This window comes from Chryseobacterium sp. Leaf201, from assembly GCF_001421435.1.
Lineage (GTDB): Bacteria > Bacteroidota > Bacteroidia > Flavobacteriales > Weeksellaceae > Chryseobacterium.
In genome coordinates this window covers 154907-172442 of record NZ_LMKA01000001.1, presented here as the reverse complement: position 1 = coordinate 172442, position 17536 = coordinate 154907, and the positions used below count along the sequence as shown (strand labels likewise).

Sequence of the window (17536 nt, the reverse complement as noted above, 5' to 3'; positions counted from 1 at the left end):
TATATGGCCATATAAATTGTCCTTACAATTAAATCAATTTAAAAAATATTACAATGAGTACAACAGACGAAACTATTTTATTGACAGATGAATTTACAGGATTAGAATATTCCTGGAGACGAATAGGAACAGCAGACAGTTCAGCAGACAACGTTTTAACAAAAAATATAGGAAACTATAGATATGAAAGGATTTTTGAAGTAGCTGATGTCAGATGGTGGGGCGTTGCAGGTGACGGTACAGACGAAAGTTCAAAACTAAATCAAATGCTTTCAGATATTAAAGACAGTAAAAAAGTAAATGAGGTTGCTTTTTATGGTCTTGAGAAAGTAATTATTGAGTCTACTTTAAATATTGAAAGAGGAGACTTAATCATTGATGGTAAAAACAGTGAACTGTCTGCAAAGAATGGGCAGGATATCGTGGTTTTCAATATCATGAATAAAAATAACATCTATATTAAAAATTTTATTTCCGGTAACAGTACAGCAGCTCAGACATTTGTTAAAGCCCAATCGAGCCATTATTTAAGAATTACCGATTGTCGTTTTGAAGGGATGAAACTTGGCTTTGATTTAGAGGATTGCTATTTTACAAAGATTAATTCTGTATACTTCCAAGCAGTTTATCAGGCATTTAAATTTTATAATGCCACAAATGCTTTTAATCTGACTAATTTAAAGGTTCATGGGGCAGGAATTCCTTCGGAAATCAGCAACACAACCACCGGCGGAAATATTTCAGGATGCAGTTTTGAAGATGCTTCCGGAAGATTGGTTTTGGACAGATGTTTCGGGCTTAATATTACAGGGAATTACTTTGAAGGGTATAATGAAAATCATGTTGATACATATATTTTATTAAACCCAAATTCTAATTATGAATGGGCTGCGGGTATCAATATTGCAGGTAACCTTTTTTACACAGGAGCCATGCAGGCGCTTAAGATGCATAAAGTAGCGGGAATTTCCATCACAGGAAATTATTTCGGAACTTTACATGCTGTAAGAATTGATGCAGATAAAAGTGATTGGTCACAATCAACACAAAAAAACATCAATTATAACGGGAATGCCTGGAGGTATACTCCATCTCAACAAGTAGGGCTCCCGGTAAGCAGTTCTTCTGAATTCATTGGAGATTTTGATGTTGAACGAGCTAATATTTCTCCTGAATGGAATGTGCCGATTATTTTTACACCACAGGTTTTCCACGGAAGATATTTTGAAGACGGAGATCACCAAATTGCAGCAAGCAAGATAGACAGTACCACACATGCAAATTATATGACTCATACCTGGCAGACAAATGGGAAAAAATCTAAAGCCTATTTAAACGGCTCAATTGATTTGCTGTCTAAAGAGTTTGTAGCAAATGAAAACCTAGTGGTAGATATTGAACCTTATGGCTTTGGAAGTACATTGGGAACTTTAATGATTCAAAATAAAAACAATCAGTTTGCCCAGTTTTTGTGGCAAAGAAATATTGATCCTACAAATACGGCTAAAACAGGTTATTTTAAGGAAGTTATTAATGAACTGGGTGTTACAGTTATTCATAATAATGGTTCAATAACAGTAACCAACGGAGGAGCCGCACAATATCTAAAAGCAGAATTAAAGGTTTAAACTTTAAATCATCCACCTTTATTTCCTCAAAAATCAGACTTTTTAGTCATAAAAAAACCGCGAAAGTTTTCTTTCGCGGTTTTAAAATAAATCAGTAAGATTATTTTTTCTTTCCTTTTGCAGGCGTTGCCTTAGGCATTTTTGTTTTGGTATCCGCCGGCGTATTTTCGTCTTTTACCAACTGTAGTTCGTCAATCAGTCTTCTTGCTCCGGCATATTTGTCGATGGTCCAAAGAACAAAACGAACGTCTACGTTGATGGTTTTCTGCCATTCCGGTTCAAAAACGATATCTCCGCTTAACGCTTCACTGTTTCCGTCAAATGCAATCCCGATAAGGTTTCCGTCTGCATCAATTACCGGAGAACCTGAGTTACCTCCCGTAATGTCATTGTCTGAAAGGAAATTGACTGGCATATACCCTTTCGCATCGGCATACTGACCGAAATCTTTAAGGTTATAAAGGTCGATCACTCTTTGAGGAAGGTCAAACTCTTCGTCCCCTTTCTTATATTTCCCTACAAGACCGGTCATATCGGTATAGTAGTTATCGGTAATCCCGAAATAGTTTCTGTCTGTTCTTACCGGTAATGTAGTTACAGTTCCATAGGTAAGTCTCATGGTAGAGTTGGCATCCGGATAGAATTTTTTCTCCGGCATTGCCTTCATTAATCCCGCTAAGAATAATCTGCTGTTTTTAGCAAAATTGTCATCAATTTTTACGAACCTTTCTGCTGAAACCCGCTGATCGGCCATAATTGCATTGGCAATTTTCCAAAGCGGATCTGCGTCTAATTTCAAACGGTCAGGATTCAGTACAAAATTGGTTGCAGAAGCCTTGTTCGCGAAGATGGAAGAATATGCTACGTTGGATAGTGTATTCGCATCAAGTTCCATAATGGTTTCAGACGCTACCTCTTTGTTTACTTTTTTCTGGTAAAGGTTTACCATAGAATTCATCATCTCGCCTTCAAGCTTGGTATTGATGTTTTCGTATGCTGTTTTCAGGGCTGCATCTACTTTAGGCTTCATGGCCAGTCTGCCTTTCATATCCTGTTCTGCATATGCTTTAAGAACTGATCCTACCTGTAATGCCAGTGTAAAATACTTGGAGTTTCTTGAAAGCTGGGACATATAGTTTCTTTCAACATTCCTGTCGGAAGTCTGTTTGTAATAGATGGCAATATCATCCAGTACGGTTTCATATTCCATAACATTGGCAGGCTGTACCGCCCATGCTTTGAATGTTTCTTCCAGCTTCTGCTTATCTGTAATGGTTCCGTTTTTAATTACGGCATCAATGGTTCCCTGTCTGTTTTTCCAGTAGTTGGCCACAGAAGCATACTGAGAAGCATAATTAAGCTGAGTTGCTTTGTCTTTGTCCATATACTTCTTCATAACGTCCATCGCCAATTTAGAAGCTTCCACCCAGGCCGGATAGTCTTTGTTAACCATCTGCTGGATTCCGTAAGACGTTAAATAACGGTTTGTTCTTCCCGGATATCCTAAGATCATAGAGAAATCGCCCGGCTTTACGCCTTTAAGAGAAACAGGTAAGAAATGCTTAGGCTTCAGAGGAACATTGGTCGGAGCAAACTCCGCAGGGTTTCCTGCAGCATCAGCATACACTCTGAAAACCGTAAAGTCTGCAGTATGTCTCGGCCATTCCCAGTTATCCGTATCTCCACCGAACTTCCCTAATGAAGAAGGCGGTGCCCCTACCAATCTGATATCTTTGTAATCCTGATATACGAAATAATAGAACTCGTTTCCGTTAAAGAAGTCTTTTACCACCACGGTATATTTTCCGTTTTCGGAGTTTTCAGACTGTATTGCTTTTGTTTCCGCATCAATTACCGCTCTTCTTTCCGCAGCAGACATTTTATTGTTAAGTTTGGAATTGATCCTTTGTGTAGCATCATCCATTCTTACCAAAAATCTTACATACAGATCTTTTGCATTAAATTCATCTTTCTGCTTCATGGCCCAGAACCCATTCTTCAGATAATCTTTTTCAGGTGTTGAAGCCGCAGCCACAGCACCGTATCCGCAATGGTGATTGGTAAAAATAAGTCCCTGCCCGGAAACAATTTCTCCCGTACAAAAACCTCCGAAGCTTACGATTGCGTCTTTTAAGCTTGAGTTATTAACTGAGTAAATTTCTTCAGGTGTAAGATGCAAGCCTTCTTTTTGCATATCTACACCATTAAGTCTTTTCACGAGCATTAACAGCCACATTCCCTCGTCAGCCCTCATCTGGACAAAACTTAAAAGGAAAGTGAATAGTAGAAGTATTCTTTTCATTTTATAAAATAATTTTTGTGTCGCTAATTTACTAATTTTTTTACGGATTCATGCCCGTGATGGTATGAAAATGGATCTGAGCGTGTTATGAACAAAATAATGCTTAGCGTTTTAGCTGTTTTATGCCTTGGATTTATCCTGAATTGTTCCTCAGTTCCGATGAAAAATCCGCAGATCCAGAGAGAATGGATGCTGGTTTCTTTTGAGGAGTATGCAAAGCCGGATTTAATAAAATACAAAGCGGGAATTAATCTTACAGCACCTGCTGAAAACGGGAAAATCAAAGGAAGTGCTTTTATGGGGTGCAACCGGATGTTTTTTTCTTCTGAGTTTAAAAACAACGGTCAACTGAAAATTTCAGGCCTGGGTTCAACAATGATGGCCTGCCCGGATATGAAACTGGAAGATGATTTTTCAAAAAGCTTTAAAAATATGACATCGTACTCCGTGGAAGGACATTTTCTAACCGTAAAGGATGATCAGGGAAAGACCATGAAATTTGTAGCGGCAGACTGGGATTAGCTCTTTATTAAGCTAAAAATCAATATTCTGTCCCTGAATTCATAATAAATACCGTAAACCTGAAATTTCACCTTGGTTTTTTTCAGTAAAAATGCTATCTTGTAAATCTCACACAATATAGATAGAACCTAATGCTAGACAAGAAAGAACATAATTACGAGAAAGCTGTTTTGGTAGGTGTCATTACACAGAACCAGGATGAGGAAAAGCTGATTGAATATATGGATGAGCTGGAGTTTTTGGCCTTTACAGCCGGAGCTACCGTAGACAGGCGTTTTACCCAGAAACTGACACAGCCGGATTCCAAAACCTTCATAGGAAGCGGAAAGGCACAGGAAATAAAAGAATACGTAAAAGAAAACGAAATAGGAACGGTAATCTTTGATGATGAATTATCTCCCTCCCAGCTTAAAAACCTGGAAAAGGAAATGGAGATAAAAATCCTGGACCGTACCAACCTGATCCTTGATATTTTTGCCCAGAGAGCCCAGACTTCCTACGCCAGGACACAGGTAGAACTGGCCCAGTACCAATACCTTCTTCCCCGACTGACCAGAATGTGGACCCACCTGGAACGCCAGAAAGGGGGAATTGGGATGAGAGGCCCCGGAGAAACGGAGATTGAAACCGACAGGCGTATCATCCGTGACCGGATTTCATTGCTGAAAGACAAGCTGAAGACCATTGATAAACAAATGGCTACCCAAAGAAACAACAGAGGGAAAGTAGTACGTGCCGCGCTGGTAGGCTATACCAATGTAGGAAAATCCACCCTGATGAATGCCCTTTCAAAATCTGAAGTTTTTGCGGAGAACAAGCTGTTTGCCACACTGGATACGACGGTAAGAAAAGTGGTAATCGGGAACCTGCCTTTCCTGCTCACGGATACGGTAGGATTCATTCGGAAATTGCCGACTCAACTCGTTGAATCCTTCAAATCCACCTTGGATGAAGTGCGTGAAGCAGATCTTCTGATTCATGTTGTGGATATTTCCCATGAAAGTTTTGAAGATCATATTGACTCCGTAAATCAGATCCTTATGGAAATCAATGCACATCAGAAACCGATGATCATGGTTTTCAACAAAATAGATGATTTCAGTTATGATAAAAAGGATGAAGATGATCTGACTCCGTCTACCAAAAAGAATATTTCCCTGGAAGAATGGAAAAATACCTGGATGGCCAAATCCAAATATCCTACGGTTTTCATTTCAGCTTTAACAAAAGAAAACTTCCCGGATATGAAAAAGATGATCTATGATGAGGTAATGAAAATCCATATTTCAAGATTCCCATACAATGATTTCCTTTTCGAATATTTCGATAATGACGACGAAGAACACAAGAGAGATTAATGAAATATAACTTTTTCCTCTTCCTGCTTCTGGTTTCGGTTTTCGGTTTTGCACAGCAGCCTAAAATCAGCTTTAAAGCCATCGAAAAAGAACTTAAAAGTGATAAGTCTCCGTACCATTACGAGAAACTGATTTTTAAGTATAAAGCCTATCCGAAATCTCTGGATACGCTGGAAGCACAGCATCTCTACTACGGAAGGAATTTCAGAAAAGATCTGGTTTCAACGACAGATGATGACTTTAAAACCCTGGCAGAAGCTTTTAAAAAAGGTGATTTTGATGAATGCATCAGACAGGGGGAAATTTTATATAACAGAGATCCGACAAACCTCGACATTCTCCTGATCTTGCTGAAAGCATACGACTCAAAAAAAGACGGGAAAAACTTCATCCATCATTTTGACCAGTTCCGGGTACTGACCGATGCCTTAAAAGGTTCCGGAGACGGAAAATCTGATAAAACCCCTTTCCTGGTCAATTCTGTGGGTGACGAATATATCCTGTTAAATATCCTGAACATTGGCAAGGAGTATACCCGCGGATCCAAATCCATGAAAGACGGAGTCCTGGATATCTGGGAGAAAGACAATACCAAGATATACATCAAAGTACTGTATATCGATTATTAATCAACTCAAATAAATTTAAAAACACCTTTGGAATTATATTATTCATTTTCAGCCTTAATTGTTTTAGCATCCATATTCGCATATCTTAATTACAGATTCCTTAAACTTCCGAGCACCATCGGGATTATGGTGATCGCCATTGTAGTTTCTATTTTTCTGGTTTCCTTTGGGGAAACGGTTTTACCCCGGACATTCGGGCACCTTCACAGCCTGATGAGCAGCATTGATTTTACGGAAGTCCTGATGGGAGCCATGCTTAATTTCCTTCTCTTTGCGGGAGGTATCCATATCAATTTAGACGATCTCAAAGAACAGTTCCGTCCCGTGCTTATTTTTTCGACACTGGGAGTGGTTATCTCCACTTTTGTAGTGGGATTCGGGATGTTTTATCTACTGCCTTTTTTAGGGATCCACCTGCCTTTTATCTACTGTCTCCTTTTCGGAGCCCTGATCTCACCTACCGATCCTGTGGCCGTTTTAAGTATTCTGAAGCAGGCCAATGTCTCAAAATCACTGGAAACGAAAGTGGCGGGAGAATCTCTTTTTAACGACGGTATGGCGGTTGTGGTATTTTCCGTTGTTTTACAGCTGGCCATCGGAGAAAAAGTAGACCTTGGGCTTGAAAGCATTGGTCTGCTGCTGCTGAAAGAAGCGGGCGGAGGCTTGCTGCTGGGGATTGTACTTGGATGGATTACTTCCAGGCTGATGCGTGAGGTGGATGACTACATAATTTCTGTTCTGGTAACCCTTTCTGTGGTTATGGGAGGCTATCTGATTGCAAGACAGATGCACATTTCAGGACCTCTTACCATGGTTGCAGCAGGATTGTTTATGGGGAATTTTAATGTTAAATTCAAAATGAAATCCATCACACAGGATTACCTGATCAAATTCTGGGAACTTATTGATGAAATCCTGAATGCGGTTCTGTTCCTGTTCATCGGTTTTGAGTTATTAATGATCAAAGATTTAAGGCATTTTATTATTCCGGGATTGGCGGCCATTGTTATTGTTTTACTGGCCAGGGTAATTTCCATCTGGGGCCCTACCAAGTTTATGAAAAGAACCTTCAGTCCGCAGACTGTAAAAGTTCTGATCTGGGGAGGAATCCGGGGCGGTGTTTCTATTGCGCTGGCGATGTCTATCCCGAAAAGCGAGTACAGTGAAATCATTTTAAGTATTACCTACTGTGTCGTTGTATTCTCAATTATCGTTCAGGGGCTTACCATTGGAAAGGTAGCCAACCCAAACAAGATTGCGAAAGAAGAAGAGATTCTGGAAACCGTTGCTTTAAAAGAAGAACAATAATTATTTATACACTACATAAACGTATTTACCTTGAAAAAAATATCTGCTTTACTGCTGTTGCTACATTCGCTGCTGTTTTTCTCTCAGATCAATGTGGAGGAAATAAAGAAGAACGCTACAGAAAATCCTCAGAAATATTTTTACGATTATCTTGAAATGTTCAAAAAAGATCCCTCAAAGCTCACCCAAGAAGAAATGAACCAACTGTATTACGGAAGCCGGTTTGTTAAGCTGGATTATAATTTATCCGTTTACAGCAATCAGTCCAAAGAAATCTGGACCCCTGCATCCAAAAGAAGCATTTCCAAAAGCAAGGCGCAGAAAATTGTTTCAAAAGCAGAAGAAACCTATGCAAGATATCCATTAGATAAAGAAATCCTGAGAGGCCTTTCTAACATTTACAATGCTTTGGATGATAAAACTAAATCTGAATTGTCTGACCGCCAATACCATGCAATTGAAAACACAGTAAAAAACAGCGGAACCGGTAATTCTGCAGATTCCCCGATCTGTGTCATCTGGGCAGGAGATGTCATTAAAAGAATAGATGACTTAAGAGGATATGGTACGGTAAGAGATTTTAAGCAGGAAATAAAAATACTCCCTGACGGAAGTATGCTTACCATGTATTCCATGGGAAGCAAACAAATCTTTGTAAAATTAGTCGGAGGAATGAGATTGGATTAAGATGATGATCAAAGAAATCCAGGAAGCTTTAGCCGTCTTGTCAATTCCTGAAAAAGCGGCATTTTTCCCGAAGTTTTTTAAAACCGGAAATGGCGAATATGGCGAAGGAGACCTTTTTCTGGGCATCACTGTACCCGACCAGAGGGCGGTAGCGAAAGATTATTATGCTAAAATTTCTTTGGATGAATTGAGTCAACTTCTTTCTTCAGAATACCATGAGCACCGGTTAACCGCTTTACTGATCTTGATTTTAAAATTTGAAAAAACAAAAGATCAAGCCATAAAAGATGAGATCATTAGTTTTTATTTAAACCACCTGCCCTATATCAACAACTGGGATCTGGTGGACACAAGCTGTTACAAGATTTTAGGCCGGTATGCTTTTGAAAATCAGAGAGAAGACCTGTTAATGGAACTTTCTGCTTCTGATGAGATGTGGCACAAAAGAATTGCGGTTGTCGGAACACTGTACTATATCAGGAAAGGATCATTTAACCTCACGAAAGAACTTGTCACAAAGAATTTACATCATCTGCATGACCTGATGCACAAAGCCAACGGCTGGATGCTGCGGGAGATGGGAAATAAAAACGAAGCTGAACTTATTACCTACCTTAATCAGCACTACCGGGAAATGCCGAGAACCTGCCTGCGATATGCCATTGAAAAACTGGATGACAAAGTGCGGCAGGATTATTTAAAAGGCAGGATTTAGAAAATAAGATTGTATTTTTGTTCTTTAAAGCCAGATTATGAAGTTTTTTTTCAGACAGGTTCTCCTATTTATCCCTTTATTATTACTCACAAGCTGTTTTGATATTGTAGACAAAGCCAGTGTAAAAGCAGATGGCAGCGGTGAGTATACCCTTATCCTCAATGCCAGCAAAAGCAAAACCCGGCTGGCCTCCATTTCCAAAATGGAAACAGTTAACGGTAAAAAAGTTCCTAAAAAGCCTGAGATTGAAGCCAAAATTAATGAAGCGGCAAGGATCTTTAAAGCAACCCCCGGAATTTCCAATGTAAAAACGTCGATGGATTTTGACAACTACATCATCAGGCTGAGCTGTAACTTCAAAAGAATTGAAAACATCAACGCCGGTCTGGAACAGTTAAAAGCTAAAAATATTTTGGGCAAAATGATCCCGACTCAGATTTACAGCCAGAATTTAGCTAAGAAAACGTTTACCAGAAACAAAATTAATACATTTAAAAACGAGTACGACAAAATGAGCAAGGCAGATAAAGAAATCTTTAATGATGCCAAATACACCTCTGTCCTGCAGTTCGAAAACACGATAAAGTCCCAGACCAACAGTGCTTACCTGCTTTCCCCAAACCGGAAAGCCGTAAAACTGGAAGCCAAAGTGCTGGATTTTATCCTTCAGAAAAAACAAATTCAAAATAATATCCTATTCCAATAATTTACTGAAACCATGAAAGCTATTTTACAAAAAATAAACCTGACCTTTCTCCTGTTTTTATCAGTGCTCACCTTCGCGCAGCAGAAAATGAAGCTTCCGCATGATGCCATTTTCTATATGGAAATCAACGGTAAGCAACTCGACAAAAAAATCAACTGGCAGAAGCTGAATCCTTTTTTATTGGATGTGGCTAAAGAAGGCAAAGAGAAACCTTCCTGGAATGATTATTCCAAAACAGGGATAAAATATGATGCTACACAGTATCACTATGCGACGTTCAATGATTCTGTAAAAGCCTATACCGCTCATTTTATTGTAGACAATAAAGAAAAATTTCAGGAATTTATCAATTCAACCAAGAAAAAAGGATTGGAGGTTACCCAGAAAAACAATTATTCCTACGTTAACCTGGATGATGATATTTTTGTTGCCTGGAACGGAAACCGTGCAGTCTTAAAAATGCTAAGCTACAGCAAACCATACAGATATGATATGGAAGATGATACTGTTATAACAGACAGCGTTGTAGCAACTGTAGACAGTACTGAAATAGTGAGTATAGACAGTGTTTACGCCGAAGAACCGGAACAGCCTTTTAATTACAAAGATGAAATCCGGATTCTGAAAGATGATATTAAATATTTAAAAGAAGATATCAAACAGCATAATGCGGAAATCGCAAAAATGCAGAAAGACATCAAATATCTTGAAAAACATCACGAATATCCGAAAGAAAAGAAAGGGTCTACAGATAAAAATTATTCTGAAGATTCTGTTGAAGTATTACCACCACCGGTTCAGGACGAGCACGAAGATATGGAAGACATGGAAACTGAAAATGCAGGCGACCTGGCTTATGAAAAGGAATTTGACTCTTTGAGAATTGAAAAATTCAAAATGGTGAAAATGCTGGCAGAAAATGATTTCAATACTTATTTCAGTTCGAACTTTGAAATTGAAGTTTCTAAAGAAACACTTTCAGCCCGTGACCCTAATTCCGATGTTTTTGTGTATGCCGATTATGGCAGGATCGTGAACGAGGGAATTTACGGCAGAATGTCTAAACAGTATGAATTCGGGCAGTTCTTCAGTAATTTTTACAATTCAAATTCTTCATACAACCTGTATTTCGACAATGATAAAGTGAGGCTGGTCAACAGTTACCAGCACAAAGATCCGGAAGTTCAGAAACAGATTTCGGCAGTTTACAAAGGCAGGAAAAATAAAAAGCTGATGGCTTTAATCAACGATAAAAGCATGGGATATTATGCCATGAATGTTGACGGAAGCAGGTATTTTGACCTGATGTACAGCCTGCTTAAAAACTCAGGTGAAGGCGGATACCGGAAGGAAATGGAACTGATGATGGAAACGATGAAGATTGTTCTGGATGAAGAGGCCATTACCAAAATTGCACCCGGAAACGGTATTTTTGTACTGAATGAATTAAAATCCAAAACGGTAGAATATACGGATTATGATTACGATGATGATTACAATGAAAAAGAAGTAAAGAAAACGAAGGAAGTGATGGTACCGGATTTCACTTTTGCCTTTGCTACAGAAAATGAGGGATACTGGAACCGCATCTTTAATGTTTTGGCAAGCAATAAAAATACAGCCAAAAACTTCTCTAAAAAAGGGGACTTTTATGAATTTAAAGAAGAAAAATCAGGCGGATACCTGGATCAGTTCTTTTTTACGGTAAAAGACGGCGTGGTTTACGTAACAACTTCTAAAGATAATATCCTGCCTAAAAACCAGTCTGAGGTTTCTAAAAGATGGGCGAAAGATGCTTCAAAATATGCATTGTCCGGAAGATTTGATATCCAGAGGCTTCTGATTGGCCTGGAAACGGAATTCAAGAGTACTTCTGAAAGAAAAATCATGGATGTCTTTAAGAAAAACGTAGGGGAAGTATATTTTAAGACTGAAGCAAAAGGTGACCGGATAGAGACGGAAATGGATTATGGCATCAAGAGTTCTTCGGAAAACAGCTTAATGTATTTCTTCGATTTGGTAGATGAAATTTATAAAATCAAAGAATCTGAAAAGAAAACACCGGTCTTATAATGAAGAAAAAGCTTGTTGTTTTAGCATTTATTCTGTTCGCAGCCACCATGTATTTTGTGTTTTACCATAAAGATAAAACGCTGGAATATATTCCGGAAAATGCAGATGTGGTGGTTCTGGTGGATGTAAAAAACCTTACGAGGCAGTATATCTCAAGTCTTGCCATGCATCCTGCTCAATGGTTTGACGGCAAAAGCAATAAAAAAAATACAATTTCTATACTAAAATCGGGAGTGAAAATTCCCGATTTTTTTCAGGTATTCCATCTTAAAAACACCCGGTATTCCCAATGGTACAGCATTGTTGAGCTTACCGATAAACAGCAGTTTTTAAGATATTTAAAGCAGGAGCAATTTATCAGCAAAGGAAAAGAGGTCTTCCAGAAAGACCAGATGTACATTAAAATTAACGGTGAAAAATGCATTCTCTCAACTTCTGATTTAAATTCAAATACCGGGATTTTTCAATTTTCAGGAAAGAAGCCTTATCATGCCGGTTCTTTTCTGGACGGCAGCTCAGGAAGCATTTCATTCATTTCAGGCAGGCAAATCCGAAATTTTTCTATTGACCTGCTTTCAGATGCCATTGAGATTAAAAACAAGCCGGATGTAAAAGATTTTTCCAGGGTTATTTCGAAGCTGCAGCAAAACAAGTTCTTCCTGGAAGCTGAGCTGGATAAAGAAAACATCAGAAAATTCACTTCTTTCTTTAATAAAAACTTTGCAGATTCTTCTCAGGTGAGTCATTTCAGAACTGCGGCAACACTAAAGCAGGTAAATGACACCATCATTACCTATGGCTACGATGATAATTTTAATGAAACTGAAAAAAAAACGGTTCAGAAAATTATTCAGCCTGATTATGTGATTGCGCTTCAAAGTTCAAATTCAGAAAAAACACAGCTTTATTTTCAGAATGAAAAATGGATGAATGCCCGGAACCAGCTTACGGCAATTCCGTTCCAGCCGAATATAATGACCCGGACTGAAGCTGGCTTTGAAATAAAATCAACCGGAAGACCGCTATCTTTATCTCCATCGTTAAAAGAAAATTTTATTTTTATCAGAAACAATGCTTTGTTATCTTCTTCTTTTAACTCTTTAACGGCTGCCGAAAAGAAAATAATTTCAGGCTTAGATTATATCTTCTACGGAAACAATGATCAGTACTATTATTTGAGTCTGAAATTTAAAAAAAAGGAACTCCCTTTAATCCTGAGGTGGTAAATACATTTTAATACAGATTATCAATGGAATTTTTAGACACCGGATTGCTGAAAACCTTCATACACTATTTTTTACATTTTGTATTTCCGGTTTTTATTGCGCTGGTTTTTTATCGTAACAACTGGAAAAAAGCATACCTGATTTTACTTGCCACCATGCTGGTAGACCTGGACCATCTGTTTGCAGACCCTATTTTCGATCCGGACCGGGCCAGTGTGGGATTTCACTTTTTACATTCTTATTATGCCATTGCGGTGTATTTTTTGATGCTTTTTTTTAAAGGAAATGTCAGGATCATCGCTATCGGACTGCTGTTGCATATGCTGACGGACCTCCAGGATTTTTATCTCTGGAACCATTAACCGGATAAAACCGGACTTAAGCTCATAAGATCTTTATTCAGAAATTGGAACAGAATTCAGATCAGCATATTATTAATAATTTCTTTTGATATTCCAAACATCATAGATTTTTTGTATTTTGTAGACACTATGAGAATAAATGACTTTTTACATTATACGTACATTTTCCCTCTTCTGGCAGTAGGTTATTATTTTTCCGGACTGATGGGTACGGGTATTATTTTTGATGTAATTGCCGGAATTCTTTTGACCGGAAGTGTAATCTCGGCGGTTCATCATGCAGAAGTGGTGGCGCATAAGGTAGGTGAACCCTTCGGAACAATTATCTTAGCCTTATGTATCACAATCCTGGAAGTAGCCCTGATTATTTCGCTCATGGTCGCCGGCGGGGAACAGGCCATAACACTGGCAAGAGATACGGTGTTTGCCGCAGTAATGCTTATCCTGAACGGGATCATCGGGATCTGTATCTTGGTAGGAGGCGTAAAATATTATGAACAGTTTTTTGCCAGGACTTCTGCCACAACCTATCTGGTAAGCATTGTTTCCATCCTTATTTTAACACTGGTACTCCCGAATTTCACCTCAAGTGTTAACGGACCTTTCTACAATAAAGCACAGCTTATCTTTGTTTCTATTGCCTGCCTTGTGATCTATGGGGTTTTCCTGATGGTTCAGACCATCAGACACAGAAATTACTTTATCCCTCCCGATGAGCATCCTGAAGAGCTTTATATCCCTTCCATGAAAAAAACCGTCATCAGCTTCATTTTCCTGGTGATCTGCCTGGCGATTGTTGTCATGATTTCAAAAGGACTTTCTTCAACCATTGAGGATATGGTACAGAGTTTCGGGGCACCGAAATCTTTGGTTGGTGTAATTATCGCAGCGGTTGTCCTGCTTCCGGAAGGCCTGGCTGCCATCAGGGCGGCACGGAGCAATCAGATCCAATCCAGTTTAAATCTGGCGCTAGGCTCTGCCCTGGCAAGTATCGGACTGACAATTCCCGCTGTTTCCTTAGTCTGTATCATGTATGATATTCCACTAGTACTGGGTCTGGATAAAAAAGACATTATCCTTCTTTCCCTGTCGGTATTTATTGTGATGCTTTCTCTGAGCCGCGGGAAAACCAATATCCTGTACGGCACAGTATTGCTGGTTAACCTGGCTGCCTATATTTTTACAGTCATTGTTCCTTAAAGCCCTGGTTTTAAAATAAATATAAGTGAATTTTACAGCCTTCTTGCCAGATCCATTTTAAATGCCATCAGTCTGGCAATATTCTCAGCTTTGTAAATGGCGGTGTCTGCATTTTCCCCTTTAAAGTTTTCTTCAATCGTGGTTGTCCAGAGGTGCAGCCAGCGGTCGAAGTGCTTCTGCTCTATCGCCTGAATTTCATTGATGGGAAAATGGGCACCCATCGGGTTTCCTTTATACGTCATCTGCCCGAAGAGCACGGACTCCCAGAAGGCATACATTTTCGGCAGGTGTTTATCCCAATCAACTTTGGCTACATCATTAAAGAAAAACCCAATCACTTCATCCTTAACCACTTTAGCATAAAATGAATTGATAAGATGCTCAATATCTTCGCGTGATTCCAACTTTTTCATAACTCAAATTTACAGGAAAATTAATTAAAGCCTGATGTTTTAGAAGTCTTTTAGGTAAAGGCATATTTAAATAAATTAAGTATAAGGATGTTTTTAAAGGATTGATTGATAAGTATCACTATTCTATAATTTTATTGAAAGATCTCAATGATGGTAGAAAAAACAATCGTTTTTTGAGACTTATTCATACCTCTTATTAATGTTTTGAAGATTAAAGATTGGGCAAGCGAAGCACAAATTTGACAAGACAGTGTTGTAAACCTATTATTTATATATTATTTTAATCTCAGAGTTTTTAAATTAATGTTTCCAACATTAATTTCTTTTTCAATCGACTTATTATTACTGTTTGAACCATCAATTTTTATTTTATAAAAGAAATTTTCTCCTTTTAGACTTAGACCTGTTCGCATAGTTCCGTGAGCTCCTTCAGTCAAACAAAGTATTACAAAATAAAAGGCATCCGATTCTTTTGCCTTGATCGTTCTTTTTAACGATGATGATTTATGAATGCTGCTATCTAAAAAAGATTTAAGATTTTTCAGACCATATAAAAACATAGGAAATTTTTTAAGTGTCATGGTATCCGTAGGCGTTAACACTTCATAATATTGGCCTGGCAAGGATGGAACTTCAAATATATCAGACGGAATTTTCAAATTCAATTCAATTGAATCATCTGTTTCGTTGATTATTTGTGTCCAAAATACAACATAGTTATATTCATTACCTTTTGCGTCAGCGTATTTCATACCACCTTTTGGAAAGCCGTTTTGTATGATTATTTTTTTCTTTTTTAAATCAAAATATTCAAATTTGCTGTAAATGTCTTTATTATCAAATGTCTCTTCATTCCGAATATTTTTTAAAGAATCCGAAGTTTCTATTCTTACTTGATCCTTCTTTGATTTAGTAGACTGTTTACACGAAAAAACGCCTGTTGTTGCAGTTAAAATTAATATTAATAGATTATTTCTCATTTTGCTTACTTAATTACAGATGATCGTTTTATGAGATTTAAATAGTACTTATAAATTCCGCGGCTTCGCGCAGTGGCGAGAACTTTTCGCTTTGTTGTAAAGATATGAAAATTTCCGCCTGAGTAATTTTCGACTAAGAAAATATAAACCAGCCATTGCGTGAAACCGCTGTTAGCGGAGGTTTGCTTTCCCCAACTTACCAAACGACATTGGCATCTTTTTTCTTTTATGTAAAAGCTTGTGTCCTGATGATAAACTTCGTTATTAGTAATTACAATGCCAATTTTAAAGAAGTCGTTATTATGAAAGTATATATAATATTTACTTTACAATTTGTTGCGTGCCGTAATTCATCAAATGTGCAGTAATTGGTTTTTATACTTTCCTTCTAAATATCTACATCAAGTTGGAAGTTGAAAACAACTTCACCGATTTGCTGAATGGTGTTCGCGAAATGCCCAATAAGATGCTAAGTAAAAAATGAAAGAATTAGAGATTAATAAGCTCGCTTAAAGAACTGTTCTCAATACCCATCCTGTAAGTGTTTTGTACTAACTTACTACTTACGGCAAAAATTAATATCAATAATTTGGAGTTTATCAGATTGGGGAACAGAATATCGGAAAAAGATTATTAAAGATTAAAATATAGTATTACGAAACACAACTCCAATCGCTTTTTTTGGATATTGTTGATGTTATTAGAAACTATGTCAACCCAAATGATCGCAAAGATTCTCTCCAAAAAATTAGTACATTATTAAATATCCAAAAAAGATCCACATTCTAAAACAATCATTTCAGAATTTAGCTTACCTTTGTAGTAGTTATGGCAAGAAATTTAGAATTTAACGAAGAGCGGGCTGTCGAGAAAGCAATGGAAGTTTTCTGGAAGAATGGCTATACTGCCACTTCGATGCGAGATTTAACGGATGCTATGAAGATTAACAGCAGTAGTTTATACAATACCATTGGAGATAAACGCACATTATTCATCAAGTGCTTGGATACTTATACAGAACAACGGAGGCAAAAATTTCTGCAATTGACACAAGGGCAATCATCTCCATTAGACCAATTAAAATATTTAATTAAGGTAGTGATTGAAAGCATCGAAAAGACACCTGCAGCCTGTATGGCTATTAAGACTTCTTTTGAGATGGCAGAAAATGATCCGCAGATTCATTCCATTTTAAAAAGAGATGCTCACTTTTCTTATATGCAAGTAAAAGGATTGTTGGAAAAAGCTGTAATTGCTGGTGAACTGAACTATATGTTTGATACAGAATCTACCGCGCATTACATCGTCAACAGTTTTACGGGCTGGTATGAAATGTATATCTTAAACAAAAACAAAGATCAAATTCTAAAAATGGGTGATTTTTTAATCAAAACACTGTTTTAATTTTTTTTAAATCTGAAACAATC

16 protein-coding genes are annotated in these 17536 nt (G+C 37.8%); 13 read left to right on the top strand and 3 right to left on the bottom strand.

The genetic code is table 11. The features are described 5' to 3' along the window. The first annotated feature begins 53 nt into the window (after window positions 1–53). The gene (locus ASE55_RS00875) at window positions 54–1628 is read left to right on the top strand and encodes a hypothetical protein (RefSeq protein WP_056214211.1); all 1575 of its coding nucleotides are present in this window, start codon (window positions 54–56) and stop codon (window positions 1626–1628) included. A 100-nt stretch (window positions 1629–1728) separates the two neighbouring features. On the opposite strand, the gene ASE55_RS00870 is transcribed toward ASE55_RS00875, so the two are convergent. After that, window positions 1729–3930, bottom strand: coding sequence for a S46 family peptidase (locus ASE55_RS00870; RefSeq protein WP_056214208.1), 2202 nt, complete (start codon window positions 3928–3930; stop codon window positions 1729–1731). A 99-nt stretch (window positions 3931–4029) separates the two neighbouring features. On the opposite strand from ASE55_RS00870, the gene ASE55_RS00865 reads away from it, so the two are divergent. The 11 genes from ASE55_RS00865 (at window position 4030) to ASE55_RS00815 (ending at window position 14716) form a co-directional block, all read left to right on the top strand. Next, complete coding sequence (locus tag ASE55_RS00865; RefSeq protein ID WP_238584964.1) at window positions 4030–4452, top strand: META domain-containing protein; 423 nt, start codon at window positions 4030–4032, stop codon at window positions 4450–4452. 131 nt (window positions 4453–4583) lie between these two features. Continuing rightward, a complete protein-coding gene (gene hflX, locus ASE55_RS00860) occupies window positions 4584–5810 on the top strand; it encodes a GTPase HflX (RefSeq protein WP_056214202.1) in 1227 nt (408 codons plus the stop codon). Further along, window positions 5810–6439 carry a DUF4919 domain-containing protein gene (locus tag ASE55_RS00855; protein WP_056214199.1) on the top strand — a complete coding sequence of 210 codons (630 nt, stop codon included), beginning with the start codon at window positions 5810–5812 and terminating at the stop codon, window positions 6437–6439. The genes hflX and ASE55_RS00855 overlap by 1 nt, the downstream gene beginning before the upstream one ends. A 27-nt stretch (window positions 6440–6466) precedes the next feature. Then, entirely contained in the window at window positions 6467–7747 is a 1281-nt protein-coding gene (locus ASE55_RS00850) for a cation:proton antiporter (RefSeq protein WP_056214196.1), read from the top strand. Window positions 7748–7777: 30 nt separating this feature from the next. After that, window positions 7778–8434, top strand: a complete 657-nt coding sequence (locus ASE55_RS00845; protein WP_056214193.1) for a DUF4919 domain-containing protein — start codon at window positions 7778–7780, stop codon at window positions 8432–8434. Between the two features lies 1 nt (window position 8435). Further along, entirely contained in the window at window positions 8436–9149 is a 714-nt protein-coding gene (locus ASE55_RS00840) for a DNA alkylation repair protein (protein ID WP_056214191.1), read from the top strand. A gap of 37 nt (window positions 9150–9186) precedes the next feature. Beyond that, a complete protein-coding gene (locus tag ASE55_RS00835) occupies window positions 9187–9855 on the top strand; it encodes a hypothetical protein (protein ID WP_056214188.1) in 669 nt (222 codons plus the stop codon). Window positions 9856–9867: 12 nt separating this feature from the next. Beyond that, window positions 9868–11928 (top strand): hypothetical protein, encoded by a 2061-nt coding sequence (locus ASE55_RS00830; RefSeq protein WP_056214185.1) that lies wholly within the window; start codon window positions 9868–9870, stop codon window positions 11926–11928. Next, window positions 11928–13154: a hypothetical protein gene (locus ASE55_RS00825; protein ID WP_238584963.1), complete on the top strand. Its 1227-nt coding sequence runs from the start codon at window positions 11928–11930 to the stop codon at window positions 13152–13154. Before ASE55_RS00830 ends, ASE55_RS00825 begins: the two co-directional genes overlap by 1 nt. Window positions 13155–13177: 23 nt before the next feature. Beyond that, entirely contained in the window at window positions 13178–13516 is a 339-nt protein-coding gene (locus tag ASE55_RS00820) for a DUF6122 family protein (RefSeq protein WP_185116265.1), read from the top strand. A gap of 129 nt (window positions 13517–13645) precedes the next feature. Further along, window positions 13646–14716, top strand: coding sequence for a calcium:proton antiporter (locus tag ASE55_RS00815; protein ID WP_056214180.1), 1071 nt, complete (start codon window positions 13646–13648; stop codon window positions 14714–14716). Window positions 14717–14748: 32 nt separating this feature from the next. Here ASE55_RS00815 and ASE55_RS00810 read toward each other — a convergent pair whose 3' ends face one another. Both ASE55_RS00810 and ASE55_RS00805 read right to left on the bottom strand, forming a co-directional pair. Beyond that, a complete protein-coding gene (locus tag ASE55_RS00810; RefSeq protein ID WP_056214178.1) occupies window positions 14749–15129 on the bottom strand; it encodes a group III truncated hemoglobin in 381 nt (126 codons plus the stop codon). Between the two features lie 275 nt (window positions 15130–15404). Next, window positions 15405–16109 carry a hypothetical protein gene (locus ASE55_RS00805; protein WP_056214174.1) on the bottom strand — a complete coding sequence of 235 codons (705 nt, stop codon included), beginning with the start codon at window positions 16107–16109 and terminating at the stop codon, window positions 15405–15407. An 828-nt stretch (window positions 16110–16937) separates the two neighbouring features. Here ASE55_RS00805 and ASE55_RS00800 point away from each other — a divergent pair. Then, window positions 16938–17513 (top strand): TetR/AcrR family transcriptional regulator, encoded by a 576-nt coding sequence (locus ASE55_RS00800; protein ID WP_056214171.1) that lies wholly within the window; start codon window positions 16938–16940, stop codon window positions 17511–17513. The last annotated feature ends 23 nt before the right edge of the window (window positions 17514–17536 follow it).

What these genes read in the sequence shown, in the direction of transcription:
- ASE55_RS00865 (WP_238584964.1), top strand. Translation starts at nt 4,030, where the DNA reads ATGCTTAGCGTTTTAGCTGTTTTATGCCTTGGATTTATCCTGAATTGT.
- ASE55_RS00855 (WP_056214199.1), top strand. Translation starts at nt 5,810, where the DNA reads ATGAAATATAACTTTTTCCTCTTCCTGCTTCTGGTTTCGGTTTTCGGT.
- ASE55_RS00875 (WP_056214211.1), top strand. Translation starts at nt 54, where the DNA reads ATGAGTACAACAGACGAAACTATTTTATTGACAGATGAATTTACAGGA.
- ASE55_RS00825 (WP_238584963.1), top strand. Translation starts at nt 11,928, where the DNA reads ATGAAGAAAAAGCTTGTTGTTTTAGCATTTATTCTGTTCGCAGCCACC.
- ASE55_RS00820 (WP_185116265.1), top strand. Translation starts at nt 13,178, where the DNA reads ATGGAATTTTTAGACACCGGATTGCTGAAAACCTTCATACACTATTTT.
- ASE55_RS00840 (WP_056214191.1), top strand. Translation starts at nt 8,436, where the DNA reads ATGATGATCAAAGAAATCCAGGAAGCTTTAGCCGTCTTGTCAATTCCT.
- ASE55_RS00805 (WP_056214174.1), bottom strand. Translation starts at nt 16,109, where the DNA reads ATGAGAAATAATCTATTAATATTAATTTTAACTGCAACAACAGGCGTT.
- ASE55_RS00800 (WP_056214171.1), top strand. Translation starts at nt 16,938, where the DNA reads ATGGCAAGAAATTTAGAATTTAACGAAGAGCGGGCTGTCGAGAAAGCA.
- ASE55_RS00835 (WP_056214188.1), top strand. Translation starts at nt 9,187, where the DNA reads ATGAAGTTTTTTTTCAGACAGGTTCTCCTATTTATCCCTTTATTATTA.
- ASE55_RS00815 (WP_056214180.1), top strand. Translation starts at nt 13,646, where the DNA reads ATGAGAATAAATGACTTTTTACATTATACGTACATTTTCCCTCTTCTG.
- hflX (WP_056214202.1), top strand. Translation starts at nt 4,584, where the DNA reads ATGCTAGACAAGAAAGAACATAATTACGAGAAAGCTGTTTTGGTAGGT.
- ASE55_RS00870 (WP_056214208.1), bottom strand. Translation starts at nt 3,930, where the DNA reads ATGAAAAGAATACTTCTACTATTCACTTTCCTTTTAAGTTTTGTCCAG.
- ASE55_RS00810 (WP_056214178.1), bottom strand. Translation starts at nt 15,129, where the DNA reads ATGAAAAAGTTGGAATCACGCGAAGATATTGAGCATCTTATCAATTCA.
- ASE55_RS00830 (WP_056214185.1), top strand. Translation starts at nt 9,868, where the DNA reads ATGAAAGCTATTTTACAAAAAATAAACCTGACCTTTCTCCTGTTTTTA.